Source organism: Chryseobacterium sp. RLHN22 (assembly GCF_051011795.1).
Classification (GTDB): Bacteria; Bacteroidota; Bacteroidia; order Flavobacteriales; family Weeksellaceae; genus Chryseobacterium; species Chryseobacterium zhengzhouense.
In genome coordinates, this window is sequence record NZ_JBPCHW010000001.1 from 463,294 (window position 1) to 477,345 (window position 14,052).

The 14,052-nt window shown below is 35.4% G+C and carries 10 protein-coding genes; 3 read left to right on the forward strand and 7 right to left on the reverse strand.

Annotation, left to right across the window (positions count from 1 at the left end):
* Window positions 1-99 precede the first annotated feature (99 nt).
* Complete coding sequence (locus ACR1PN_RS01935) at window positions 100-1,020, reverse strand: helix-turn-helix domain-containing protein (RefSeq protein ID WP_433978647.1); 921 nt, start codon at window positions 1,018-1,020, stop codon at window positions 100-102.
* Between the two features lie 53 nt (window positions 1,021-1,073).
* Window positions 1,074-1,847 (reverse strand): SDR family NAD(P)-dependent oxidoreductase, encoded by a 774-nt coding sequence (locus tag ACR1PN_RS01940; RefSeq protein WP_433978648.1) that lies wholly within the window; start codon window positions 1,845-1,847, stop codon window positions 1,074-1,076.
* 562 nt (window positions 1,848-2,409) lie between these two features.
* Between ACR1PN_RS01940 and ACR1PN_RS01945 the strand changes: the two genes are divergently transcribed.
* Window positions 2,410-5,526: a T9SS type A sorting domain-containing protein gene (locus ACR1PN_RS01945; protein WP_433978649.1), complete on the forward strand. Its 3,117-nt coding sequence runs from the start codon at window positions 2,410-2,412 to the stop codon at window positions 5,524-5,526.
* A gap of 519 nt (window positions 5,527-6,045) precedes the next feature.
* Here the strand turns inward: ACR1PN_RS01945 and ACR1PN_RS01950 are convergent.
* Window positions 6,046-7,470, reverse strand: a complete 1,425-nt coding sequence (locus tag ACR1PN_RS01950) for an SDR family oxidoreductase (protein WP_433978650.1) — start codon at window positions 7,468-7,470, stop codon at window positions 6,046-6,048.
* Window positions 7,471-7,591: 121 nt separating this feature from the next.
* Entirely contained in the window at window positions 7,592-9,865 is a 2,274-nt protein-coding gene (locus ACR1PN_RS01955; protein ID WP_433978651.1) for a DUF5686 family protein, read from the reverse strand.
* Between the two features lie 163 nt (window positions 9,866-10,028).
* On the opposite strand from ACR1PN_RS01955, the gene ACR1PN_RS01960 reads away from it, so the two are divergent.
* Together ACR1PN_RS01960 and ACR1PN_RS01965 are read left to right on the forward strand one after the other, a co-directional pair.
* Window positions 10,029-10,481 (forward strand): PA2169 family four-helix-bundle protein, encoded by a 453-nt coding sequence (locus ACR1PN_RS01960; RefSeq protein WP_433978652.1) that lies wholly within the window; start codon window positions 10,029-10,031, stop codon window positions 10,479-10,481.
* 189 nt (window positions 10,482-10,670) lie between these two features.
* Window positions 10,671-10,901, forward strand: coding sequence for a hypothetical protein (locus ACR1PN_RS01965; RefSeq protein ID WP_433978653.1), 231 nt, complete (start codon window positions 10,671-10,673; stop codon window positions 10,899-10,901).
* Between the two features lie 647 nt (window positions 10,902-11,548).
* On the opposite strand, the gene ACR1PN_RS01970 is transcribed toward ACR1PN_RS01965, so the two are convergent.
* From ACR1PN_RS01970 to ACR1PN_RS01980, 3 genes are all read right to left on the reverse strand, one after another.
* Window positions 11,549-12,421: a helix-turn-helix domain-containing protein gene (locus tag ACR1PN_RS01970; protein ID WP_433978654.1), complete on the reverse strand. Its 873-nt coding sequence runs from the start codon at window positions 12,419-12,421 to the stop codon at window positions 11,549-11,551.
* 68 nt (window positions 12,422-12,489) lie between these two features.
* Complete coding sequence (locus ACR1PN_RS01975) at window positions 12,490-13,602, reverse strand: alanine racemase (protein WP_276161501.1); 1,113 nt, start codon at window positions 13,600-13,602, stop codon at window positions 12,490-12,492.
* Between the two features lies 1 nt (window position 13,603).
* Window positions 13,604-14,050 (reverse strand): GNAT family N-acetyltransferase, encoded by a 447-nt coding sequence (locus ACR1PN_RS01980; RefSeq protein WP_276161502.1) that lies wholly within the window; start codon window positions 14,048-14,050, stop codon window positions 13,604-13,606.
* Window positions 14,051-14,052 lie beyond the last annotated feature (2 nt).

Sequence of the window (14,052 nt, forward strand, 5' to 3'; positions counted from 1 at the left end):
TACTGCAGGTCATCATCAATTCATGATTTTAGTACCACTTCCCAGCTTAAAAGCAAACATCTGCTAAAAACACTTAGAAATAAAATCTTTAAATTAGATTTAATTAAATGAATTACGAAATTCCAAAGGCGAGAGTCCAGTCCTCAACCTAAACATCTTGCTGAATGACTGCGGATGCTCAAATCCTAACTCATAAGCAATTTCAGCCACCGTCAGGTTAGTATTGGTCAGTCGTTCCTTTGCCTTTTCAATGACCTTGCCACGAATGTACTGCTGTGCATTCTGTCCGATCAACGAGCGTAACAGGTCACTCAGATAGCCCGGTGAGATCTTTAGCTGATCCGAGAGGTATTGTACTGTTGGGAGTCCCTGATGTATTGTTGTCTGAGTATTAAGGTAGTCATCGAGAATACTTTCCGTTTTCTGGAGAATGTCGTTATTGACAGCTTTTCGGGTGATAAACTGCCTTTTATAAAACCTGTTGACGTAGCTCAGAAGCAGCTCGAGCTGTGCAATCACGACCTCCTGGCTGAACTCATCCACGCGGCTGTTCAGCTCTTGCTCCATGATCCTGTAAACGGAAAGAATGACCTCTCTTTCCCTATCGGAAAGATGGAGTGCCTCATTGGAGGTATAGGAAAAGTAACTGTACTGCTTTATTTTACGGGCGATAGGATGGCCCAGCAAAAAATCGGGGTGGATCAGTAAAATATAACAATAGGTCTCGCTGTTGTAATCTGTACTTCCTACTAACTGATTAGGCGCCATGAACAGCATGCTGCCCTCATCGTAATCATAATAGTTTCTGCCATACTTCAGCCTTCCTCTGTTTCTTGTAATAAAGGTGATCTTATAGAAACTCAAAACATCATAGATCGGTGCCATTGAAGTATTAAAAGGGTTGTCCTGGTTGAAATGGACAAGGCTGATCAGCGGATGCTGAGGTGCCGGCAGTCCAAAAGCCTGATGACTTTCCGATATAGATATAAAGCGTACCAGTTTATCTTCTTTAGATTTCATACTATAAATGTATAAAAAACCTATGACCGGCGATCATAGGTTTTGTGTTAAAACTACCAAGGAAGGATGTTATCTTTCCCGCTGAAATCAGTAGGACCTGTAAAACTTCCCGTCGGAAGATACTCTGCCAAAGCTACCCGGATCGGTTCCTTCGAACCTTCTTCTACAGAATCCGTTCCCTGAAAATTGTTAAGCGCCGTAGCCGTAAATCCCGGACTTACCAAATGCACCTTGATGCCGCTGTTCTCCAGTTCAATAGCAAGGGAAAGAAAAATTCCGTTAAGTGCCGTTTTCGAAGCGCCATATACCGCATCAAAATTCGACCGGTAAGGATTTTCTGGGTTGGCATTGATTGTCAGCGATCCCAAAGCACTGGAAACAGTCACGATTCTTGCTCCTTGAGCTTTGTGCAGTAATGGCAAAAAAGCCTGTGTCAAAGCTAATGTTCCGAATACATTCGTATCCCAGACCTTTTTTAATTCGCTGATCGACGCTATGCTTGCACGCTGCGCACCCATAATCTCTTCCAATGTACGTCCCGGAGTACCCGCATGAGAGACTGCGGCATTGTTAACCAATAAGGTTAGGTATCTGTGTTCTTTTTCGACGATCTCCACTGCGGCACGGATAGACTCTGAATCAGTAACATCAAGCTGGATTGCTTTTGTTAATCCGCCCAGCTGTTCCACGGCTGCCTCACCCTTTTGCAGGTCACGTGAACCCACATACACTACATAGCCGTCTTCCACAAGGGCTTTAGCGATCTGGAATCCCACACCGGTATTCGCACCCGATACCAATGCTACTTTATTTTCATTGTTTTGCATAATGTTATTTTTAATTTAACGAAGCAAAGATGAACATTAAAACTAAAATTGATGTAGCCCAATCGAGACTTATTAAAGCCGAATTGAGGATTATAATATTAGTAATTAACTTCTTATCAATATAATTTTAGAATTAAATGAAAAAAGTACAATAGGACTGCTAACTTCTTCATATCTAATTCTAAACATCCTTTTGATGTTCGTAAGGTTATGTAAGATAGGTTAAGTGCTGTGGTTGTAATTTTAGATATTAGATTATATAACTTATATTAAAATTGTAATATACGACGAGTTTTGTCGTGTCTGGACCTGATCTTTGCTATAGTAAAAAAATAAGAACTGTTAGATGCAGTAAAGATTTATAAATACCTCCCGCTTGTTTGATATTTAATCAGTTTTATGCTTATATCAGAAGACTTATTTATATTTTAGAAATCCATAAATCAAATAAAAATGAATTTACCAAATGGGCCATAGACTATTGTAACCCAACGATTATTGATTATTCTTTCACTTTTTGGTGAAGAGTAATAAAACAAAAATTACAATTAATTTATTTACTATGAAAAAAATCTATTTAGTTCTGTTGCTTATATCGTGGACATGCCTTCTGCGTGCACAGACTCAGCCTGTCGATGTACAGGACAATACTTTAGAAACCGCATTTTCGGAATTAGAGAAAGACAGGATCCCTACAGGGTTTCTTTTAGATGCGGCGATCGAGTTTGCCAATTTTCAGAAATATGACGGAAGTATTCCCGACAGTTCTTATACAAGCTCAAAATTGGTAGCAGGTGTTTATAACACTTTATTGATGAGTCGGCTGTCTGCATCAGCTTATACGCCAAAATCACCAGCAGAATTTGTTTCAGACTGGAAAAACGCTCAGGCTGTTAATATAATCCCTTTAGGAGGTCTTTTCTATGAATACAGCCAATTCTCCGCAGAAGCCGTTAACAATGCTCAGACCTTTGGAGATCCCGGAATTGCTTCAATTTATAATGGTAAATTTAGGGATAAATATCGAAACGGGATATGGCGTAATCCCTATGAACAAAAGAGTGTATTTGCCATAGCTCCGTCTATCAATTCGCATGACAAACTAGCTTTTAAGATTAAGATGCCTTCTAATCTGTTTATTAGCAATCAGTCTTCTTTGATTCAGTCAATCGAATACAGGCTTTCAGATAATGCTCCCTACCAGCTTTTGGTACAAGATCAGCTGATTGATGTCAGCTATTCTTCAATGGGAACTTATACGTGGACATTTAAGATGACCCTTACCAATGGTCAAATACTATACAGTCACACCAAGTTTGTCGTTGATGGCGATTTGGGTTCTTATGTAGATACGAGCGCCAGTACATCAAAAAATGCTAATCTTGAACCACAAAGTAAGAGAACTCTTTACAGCGGAAACAACAGAGCAACAATGTACATCCACCTTGCGCCTGGCCGAACAAGAGTAACAAAGCCGCTTATTGTTGCTGAAGGTTTTGATATGGGGAATATCATTGCTCCAACAAGGGAAGCCGGCTTAACAAATATTCAATCTTTTAAAAGTTCATTGTTACAAGGTGGTTACTTATACAGCCTAATCAATAGTGATTACGATATTATTTATGTCGACTGGAACAATGGGGTGGATTACATTCAAAATAATTCAGGTCTTTTGGTGGCAGCCATTTCATGGGTAAATGCTAATAAAGTTGGTGCTGAACAAAATGTTGTGATAGGACAGAGTATGGGTGGTCTGGTTGCAAGATATGCTTTAAAAGATATGGAGGATCATGGCATTGCTCATCAGACAAAGTTGTATGTTTCTCACGACAGCCCTCATTTAGGTGCGAATATTCCCTTGTCAATCCAGAATATGTTGGTAAATGTAACACGTTCATACGTTAAAACTCCGATTGCGGTAGGGGTTGGTGAATTTGTTGTACCATTATTTAACGATGGAATCTCTATAGGAGATATGTTAACATTGACGGATACGCCGGCTGCAAGGCAGATGCTGATCAACTATGTTAATAGATATTATCAAATCGATAATTCTGTTCATGATAATTGGCAAAATATTCTGAAAGCTAAAGGTTATCCTCAGCAAAGCCGGAATGTAGCCATATCGAATGGAAGCGAATGCGGTACAGATCAAACTTTATCAAATTTAGTACGTTTATATAAAGAGACTTCCAATCAGCACATGTTTTCAGATATTTTAGGATCACTAATTGGTGTGGCGACAAACAGATTGGATATGATTGTTTTAGCATCCTTGCCCGGAAGTTCAAAATATGTATTTGATTTTACTGCAAAACCAATGACCCAGCTAAATGCCTCAAATCAGATCTACAACGGCAGTATCAAGTATAAGAAAAAAATCCTTTGGTTGGTAAATGCGCAGGTAAGTCTTCTCAATGGTACAGCCAGCCAGCCTTCAGGTATATTGCCATATGATAAATACGGAGGTGGAAGGTTTATGCTTGCTGTGAATGAAATTCCGTCCAGCATATCTAACGATTTAACAGTAAATGAATTTAGTTTTATCCCAACACCGAGCGCATTAGATTATAAAACAGGAAATACTGTTCTTACGGAAACTGATTTTCAGAAACCGTTTAGTGCTAATGAGCCAAATGATGTTAGTCAAATACCATTTGTTAATTTTATGACAGAAACAGTAGATCAAAACAATGGTCATATAAGATTCAGCAACCGTAGTGGATTATTTTTACAGGATCAGCTTTCTTCGTTCCCAGGTGATCACAATACAATCCGTGCTTCTGCATATCTTTGTGGAGATAAAGTAAAAATTGGCGGTGAAGACGTTCTTTGCGGGACAGGAACACCTGTAGCTTACACCACTGGATTTGCACCGTCAATCTCATGGTCAATAATTGAAGGTGCTTCTTTAGTTGATATAAATGGGCCTACCGATTTACCACAGTTTTTAATGACTCCTAAGCCCAATGCGAACGGTCTTGTAACCTTACAAGCATTTCTTCAAGGTGATGGAGGAAGCAATACTGTGACAAAGAATGTTTGGATTGGCGGTCCAAGAGTTAAAATGCCAAATGCGTCTTGTGGAAATCCTTACGATACGGTCTGTTTTAATAGTGGTAGCTATGGGCAGCTTTTTAATGCGGTTATTGATGGAGTTGGAATGGAAAGTAATTACAATAATGACACAGATTATGAATGGGAAAAAGTATATGGCAACTTTACATTTGTAAGTTCAGGAAACGGATATTTGTCCACTGTCAGCAACAACGGTACAAAGGTAACCGGCAGAATGGCAATTTTGTCTCCCACTACAGGAGCCAGCAGTATGCAGGTTCGAGCACGTGCAAAAAACAGATGTGGGTGGGGACCATGGAAAAACATTTTATTTAATAATTATGGAAGCAGGATTGCAGTTGCCGATGAAAAGTTTTTCACAATTTCTCCTAATCCAACTGTTGATTTTATCACTATAAGTCTTGCAGACAGAACAGAAGTTCCACAAAACAAATCTGAGATTAAAGCAGAGTTGTATAATAATTTAGGGGTTGTTCAGAAAGCTATTAAATTAAATAATAATAAGGGAACAATTAATGCTACAGGATTGTTACAAGGAGTTTATACCTTGAAAATTACGTATGATGATAAAGTTGAGAATCATCAAGTAATTATCAGGTGATTTAATCTAAGAATAATTAAGATAATATAAAAAAACAGCGGTATCTTTAGATGCTGCTGTTATATTTTATGGTGACTATATTGCGAATGCTTTTAATTCGTAAATGTTGATTTTAGCACAAAACTATTGCAATATATAATTGATCTATTTGCATTGATTCTTATATTTTTCAATTTTTCATATCTGAGATCGCAAAATAATAAGCAAACCAAAGGAGTTACACTAGTAAGACTTTAACATTATCAGATGAGGAATATAGGTTAAATTAAGATTTCATACTACAAGGTCAAAAATTATTCTATATGCAGTTTTTCCTCAGCCTGATTATCAATCATGGATTTATTTCGATACATAAATACGGCTATCAACAGTATAAGTGAGTGAAGTGTAAACCATATTAAACCGCAAATTGAAAATACTAAAAAATAGTCAGATACATCGACAGGATTGATGATGTATAATGCGAGTATAAGCGAGATCGGTGATAATGTCATCATCATTGATGCAAAAATTTTGTTCTTAGCCATCTGTAAGTTTTTTAATCATTCCACTGAAAATATAACCATGAAAAGGTAACACTGTATACCAGTATAATCTTCCAAGTAAACCTACGGGTCGGAACGTAGCTTCCTGGATCAGTGTACCGTCAATTATTCGAAAATCAAGCCAAGCTTCACCGGGTAACTTCATTTCAGCGAAAAGCAGTAATCTTTTTTCTTCTTTGTTTGCATAAAGAACCCTCCAAAAATCGAGAGAATCGCCTGCAGAAACAGAATTTTGATTTTTTCTGCCTCGTTTTAATCCTACACCTCCAAAAAGCTTATCAATCAGACCTCTGATGCTCCACAAATAATCAGCATGATACCAACCGTTACGTCCGCCAATTCCAAAAATCTTCTTCATTGTCATTGCTTCATTGATAATTTTTTTTTCTTTTCGGTCTTTAAAAACTCCCTTGTTTGGTACCTCAAGAAAATTCCAGACATTCTTAGAATATCTGTAATTCCCAAAAGAATCATACCAGGTAGACAGTACATCGTTCTGCTCAATTTTGTCGAAACTTAATCTGAGGCTTTCGCGGTAGGACAGAAGTTTGATTTGAAGTTTTTCAGCAAGATCGTTTTTCTCTGCGACCACATTTATTTTCATGCTGTCTACCAGGTTTTTAGCCAAAACATATGAAGTTGAGGTGATAAAGTACAGCCAATAGGAAGAAATTTTCGGACTGAGAACGGGAACAGAAATAATGGTTCTTTTCAGTTTTCTTTCTTCTGCAAAAACCAACAGCATTTCTTTGTAGGACAAAATATCAGGACCTGCAATATCATAATGCTTATTGTACGTGTATTGTTGACCTATAACTCCTGTCAGAAATTCGATTACATTTCGGATAGCAATTGGCTGACATAAAGTTTTTAACCATTTCGGCGCAATCATCACGGGTAGCTTTTCAACCAAATCCCGGATAATTTCAAAAGATGCTGAGCCCGACCCAATAATAATTCCTGCTCTGAGAACGGTCAGGCTATATGATTCCGATTTCAGCTCATCCTCGACATCCTTTCTTGACTGTAAATGTTTTGACAAATTCTTTTCATTAACAATTCCCGTAAGATAGATAACCTGTCTGCAATTTGTTTTTCCGATTAGTTCAGAAAAGTTTCTTGCCGATTTTTTTTCAGCCTTGCTAAAATCAGCGTTTGACGACATTGAATGTATCAGATAATAGGCAACTTCGATGTCATAATCAATAGGCTTAAAAATACCTTCATCACTGAAGTCATATTCTACGACACTGAGTTGGCTTTGAAACTTTTCATACAGACTTACATCAAACCTTTTAGCATCTCTAACCGAACAAATCACAGAATGACCATTGGTGAGCAATTGAATAAGAAGTCTTTTGCCAATGTAGCCTGTCGCACCTGTAAGGAATATTTTCATATCGGATTTCGATTTTAATGAATTGAAATTATTACATAATCTGTTACAGGCAATTTCTTAGCCAATATTATAAATATCGTTTGCCAGTAATCTTAAGCATTCATGATTACAGATTGATTTATTAAAAACCAAGAAGTTTCAGCTTAAACTGTATTGCGAAATTATCTTTAAAACTTGAAGTGCTATAATGACCCACTCTGTAGAAAAAGCCAAGATTAAATTGGGAAGACAGAAAATTATTCCACTCCAAGCCTACTTCATTGTACAGATGATCTAATTTCTCAAACTCAAATTGATGGAATTCAGGATTTTTCATGTCTCCGATAACTCCACGGTAGATAAAGTCGAAACTTGATATATTCTTTCCAAAGCTTTTGAAATACCATGGAAGTCTATGCGTAAGATAAGTTCCTACAAATTTGTCATTATAATATTTTCCACCTTCCATGGTCGCAAATCCAAGGTAAGAGGTCAGGTTAAAATTTAAGCCGTTTCTGCCATTGGCGAGCCCGTTCATCGTAAAGTTTTTCCAAATAGGTGCATCACCGAAAATGAGTCCACCGTATGCTCTGATGCCCGTTACTCCAAGCTTGGTTTTAAAGTTTTGCGTAAACAAGGCATCAAATCTGCTGAAGTTGAAATCTCCGTCGAATCCTTTAAATCCCTGTTCATAATTTAAATAAAACTCAGGGAAATTCTGCTCATACGTATATTTCCCGCCGGGAGTCATGATATTTTTTGAATTGGGAGAATATTTCAGAGTAATAATTGCAGATGAAATATCAAATTGATTTCCAAGATTTTTATAACTGTAAGAAAATAACGCTTCTTCTTCACTTTTTTTTGCCGCTACGTTAACGGTTAATCCATTGGTAAGATCGTTTTCAAAGCTAACTTTAAAACCTTCATAATTGTAAAAGACGTTATTGTTAATCGCAACTCCGGCATTCATGATTTTCATCCTGAAATTCCATAAGTTTTCTGAAAATCTTCCTGCTGCCATCACATCATTAAAATACTCAAGCCTGAAGAAAGAGTTTTTTTCTAATGTCGTACGAATATCAACACCTCCGCCAAACTTAAATTTCTTATCATAAATTCCATATCCAAAATAAGCATCCGGAGAAATAAATTTGCTGAATCTGTCATTCAGTTTTACGCCAGCTCCCAATCTAAAATGTTCGTATTTATTATATCCGATAATTCTTGCCAGATCAAAATCAACGATTCCCAACCGTATTTTACCTTTCAGCAAACCTGTGAGAGCTTTGGCTTTTTTATCCAGTTTGTATCTGCTGCTTAAACTGTCAATAGTAACATAAGTTTCTTCCTCACGTTCGGTCAATTCAGAAGTACGGTATTGGTCGATTTGGGTGCCGTCAGAATTTTTCACATCAATCGTATAGCCACGGAAATCTCTTGGATTGTTTTTGATGTCTGTTTTGACGTCAAAATAGTCAGCGGTAGCATACGCATATTGACCAAATTTCTTATTGTTTTCGCTATCATGTTGTTTATCTTCTTTGCTTTTTTTACCATCTGAGTTTAGACCGATTTTAAGCAGATTAGTACTTAATTTCAGTTTATAATGTTCTCTCAGTAAGAACCACCTTCCTGTATTATATGTCCAGATACTTGTAATGCTGCCTTCATTATCTATTTTGCTGTTGCTTTCGATTTTTTTCAGCCCATAGGTTTGTTTATCGACATAAATATATCCGTTAAATTTCTTTTTATCGGCAAGCGTCCTGTATCCGGTTTGTCTAAAACTGATTACATAGTTTTCTCTGCCGTCAATATCAATAGAATCGGTAAGAAAGTAGCGGTAAAGATTACGGTTTTCCTCTTTTATTTCTTTAGGAATTTGAGTTCTGTTGGAGCGGAATGCCATTAATTCGTACAAAGGTTCCTTCAAACCTGAAATTTTATTGTCAAGGATATTTATTTTTTCTCCATATTGGCTGGAATACAAAATTTCTGAAGCTCTTTCCCAAAGAAACATTTTGCTTTGTCCTGCGAGTTTTGCCAGATTAACAGATTCTATGGAATCTTTTCTTTTTGACGCTTTAAAATTTTGTGTGGGTAGCTTTTTTAAAGAATCAATTCTTTTTGTGATAAAATTATTGTACGCTTTGATACTGTCCTGATCAAAGTCGAGAGAGATTTTTTCATAAGATTTGTAAGAATAGGAGGGAAGGCTTTCCGGAGAATTTATTTTATAATTGTCGTTGACTTTCTGCAGAATTTCAAGCGCTTTGGGATCACTTTTATCCTGTAGGATTACGGCTTCAATATCTTTTATTCTGGGTTCCTTATCTTTTTTTTCAGTGGAGACAATTTGTGAAAAAACTACATTCGTTAGGAGTAAAAGTATAAATAAGTAGTACTTGGTCATATTATAAAATGGTGTTACTGATCATTCATATTAAATTCACAAGTTTGAACAATCGTGTGATAGGTCAGAATTGGCAAAAAAGATGCCGATTAAAAATTATATTTAATTGGGTTCTATGGTACAGCAGTTGCAAGTAATAGAGAACACAATCAAAATATTATTTATGGAAAACACTAAAACAGTAGCAACGCTAAACGATTTACTTAATATTACAAATGACAGAATTAAAGGATTCACTAAAGTTGAAGATAAAGTTTGGGACTCTTATCCTGCTTTAAAATTAGATTATGATCAAATGGTAAGAGAGTCAAAGGTAATGAGAGCTGATTTGATTGACTTAATTAATGAAAGAGGTGGTGAAGTTGATGACACTTCAACGATTGCCGGAGCATTACACAGAGGATGGATTGATGTTAAAAATTCTTTCTCAGGAGATCATGCGGAATCTACCATTCAAAATGTAATCTTTGGGGAAAAAGCAGCGATTAATTCTTATCAGGAAGCATTACAAAACGGAAACCTCTGTCCTCAGAGTACGATTGTAGTTGCCAATCAGCATATGCAGCTTCAGACATCTTACCAAAAATTTGAGAATTTTGAGAAATTGCTGAATTAAAACAAATTTTGTTTCTGAATCACTTTTTGCTGAAGTTGTAGCAAACAAATGTGGCTTGGAAGCAATACGCTTTTTAATGAAAGTCTCTTCAATAATAGTCATAACAGCTTATAATCGAAGTCTTTGTTCTTGATAGCAGCGGAAAGAGTGATCTGGCATTTTTTTAATTTACCACTAAAAATATATCATATGAATTTTATAGAATTTAACAAAGAACATTTGAAATTTAACGAAGAACAACAGGAATTTACATTGGAAATTCCTCGAAAAGATATGGATCAGAGCATTACATCTGTGCAAATTGTAAACGATGAAGGATCTCTAAGTGATGCTGATTGTGATATTGAAGAAGATTCTTTAACTTTTACAATATCAATTGATTATCCAGCAAACCTGAGAGTGAATTTGAGTAGTATATAATGATCTAAAACCAGCAGTAAAAAGACAGTACAACAAATATCTCATTGCTCATATGAGATAATAACGAAATTTCCTTATTAAAATTAAGTTCTGGTATTTGAAATGGTAAATTATAAAATAATTTAGTCCTCTAAGATGTGGAAAATCTTTACAACTGAATTTTATCCTAATGTTATTTAATTGCTTATTACTTGTTAAACATAAAGACCTTTCAACAAAAAGTTGAAAGGTCTCTAATAATAATGTAAATATATAATTTGAGATAGTGCTTGGTTTACAACAAAAGAAGTGCCACTAATAACTGTATCAACTAAAAATAGAAATCTTTTACAGTCATGTGCAAAGTTTTGATTGCTTTGACTTATTGTGATATTCAGGTCATCTGAATGCTTAAACTTAAGATCGAATATACCATGACTGTTAAGTTGTTTTTTTCCTATTTATCTGGGTTTAGTTAAAATAGATTTGAAAATAATCTAATAATTTCAAAAGGTTTTGAGTGATGCAAAGAAATTGTAGTAATAAGCCGAAAAATGATTATTGTAATCCCTAAACATTATTTTTTTGTGAGATTCACATACATAATGTTCATTATTAATTTTTTCGTGCTGCGGAGTCGGAATTTTTTATGTAAATATGGATGCCTATCAGATTGTTTTGCTCGTCCTATAACTGTTGGGAGAAACTCCGTTTGCAGATTTGAAATATTTTCCAAAATGCGAATTGTCAACAAAACCCAGCTCGTATGAGATTTCCGTTACAGACATTGAAGTATGAAGTAGAAGTCTTTCTGCTTCGAGAATGACTCTGTTTTTAATAAACTGACCTGCATTCATCCCCAAATTTTCTCTTACTAATGCGTTGAGGTAATTCGGACTGAGGTTAAGAATCTTTGCATAAGACGCAGTGGTTTTATTTTCTTTAAAATTTTGATTGACAAGTTCGCAAAACTGATCAACAAAATCTTTTTTACGATGAGTAGAAGCTTTGATTTCTGAATTGCTTTTGGAAGCTCTGATGTACCTCAACATCAATTCTTTCAATTGTAAACATAAAATTTCTCTTGTATACAAAGTATTTTTGAGATATTCCTTCTTTATACTATTAAAACTTTTAAAAATATCTTTCTGAAATTCAGATTTCATTTTAATTAATGGGACAACATCATTCAATGCCGTATCGCTTTTGATAAGCTTGTTGCCTGTGTAAATATGATTATAAAACGTTTTGGTAAACATCAATACGAAACCTTCTTCATATGCGATATCATGCAGACGATATATTTGATTGTAGTTGATAAACAGAAGAATATTATTTACAATTTTTAATTCCGTATCGTCAATGGCAACCGAACCGGCGCCTTTTGTGAAAATAAAAAGTGAGTAAAATCTATTTCTATAATGTTTCTGAGTACCTGTTTTTTCAAAAAAATCATGTACAGAAAGAGTCGCTATCTCCTTTCTAAGAGGATGTACTTTTTCAAAATGTTGTAATTGAAGGGTTTTAATATCTGAATTCAATACTTTTATTTCATTAAATATAAAAATACCGTTTGAATTGACGATACTTTAATACAGGTTCAATTGAATTAATGCAAAACTTTGTCCACACTATTTTTATCAACAGATATTTGTTCAACTTTTTTGTCAACATAATCAGAGTTCATTGCTCGTAATACGGCTAGATAGTTCATTCCAAAATTGATTTCATCGCCGACTTTAAAATCCTTTTCATTCTCTTTGATATCCAGAATCATCATATCTGAGCTGGCTCCAAGGATTTCAATTTCTTTATTAAGCGGAAAAATATTTTTAACATCAATATCAAGGATGCCAAGGTCAACAATTGCTCGGAGAGATTTTTTATTTCTGTTTTCTTTATCGTGTTGAGGTTTATCGCCTGTAAGATTAGTTCCCACATTTCCTATTGGAGTCATAGGCTTCTCAATAATTTCAATAATTTCAGCAGTCAGTTTGAAGATGTCTTGCTGCATTCCGGATAATTCTGAATCATGGTAAACATCAGTTCCAAAGAAAAGACTTTCGCCAATTCTGAAATGATTGATACCTGAAGGAACCTCATTATGATACAACAATGGAATCGTTACGGACGAACCCGCAGAAATGTACGGAATTGATTTTTTGTAATGTTGCTCTGTCATTTTCTTGAATTTTACCAGCTTCAAAAGTTTTTCGGTATCCGGTAATATTCCGTTAAGGCAGTTGAGATTGGTGCCGATTCCTGAAACTTCAATATTTGGAAGTTTGATAACTTCCCCGTAAAATTCGATAAGCGATTCAGACATGATGCCTTCTCTCAGTTCGCCCATTTCAATCATGATAACAATCCGGTGTGTTTTGTTTTGCTTAAAAGCATGTTCAGAAATTGCCTTTATTGTTTCGATTTCTGAATTAAAGCTTACATCAGCATATTTTACAATATTTTCTGCAAGTCTCTTCGCGGGCGGTTTTATATAAACAGTTTTCGTTTCAGGTGATATTTCTTTTATTTTTTTAAGATTGCTGAGACGGGAGTCGCAGACATCTTTATCGATGATCTGTAATAATGTTTTGAGAAAAATATCGTTTCCGCATAAAAGCTTTGCAACAACAGCCCATTCGATATGATGTTTATTAAATAATTGTTGTAAGAAATGATAGTTGTGATTTAGTTTTTTTGAATTTAAAGTAATGTAAGACATTTTATTTTTTTAACCGCATTTCTAAATATTTGCTTTGGAATCCTATTTTTTCATACAAGAATTTAGCAGGATTATCCGGTTCACAGTGGAGTGCGATATCTCCTTCTGTTGATTCAATAGACGTCTGTAATATTCTTTTTCCGATTCCTTTTCCACGTACTTGACGGTCGGTTGCAATGTAAACGAGTATGTTTTCTGGAATATATCCACTCATTCCGGTTTTATTAATGACACAAACGCCGGAGATATTTTCAGAACTTTCATGCTTTGCAGTAATGATGAGGCCTCCTGGTTTGCCATTTTCTCCTAAAGCATAGCTTACTGCTTTTTCGATATCTTGTTCGGCATCACCATATTGATCCAGATGATTATGAAGAAATTTTATAATAGTCGTACGTTCTGTTTTTTGTGGTAAATTTTCTTTTGAATATATTTTTGTTGTTGTCATAA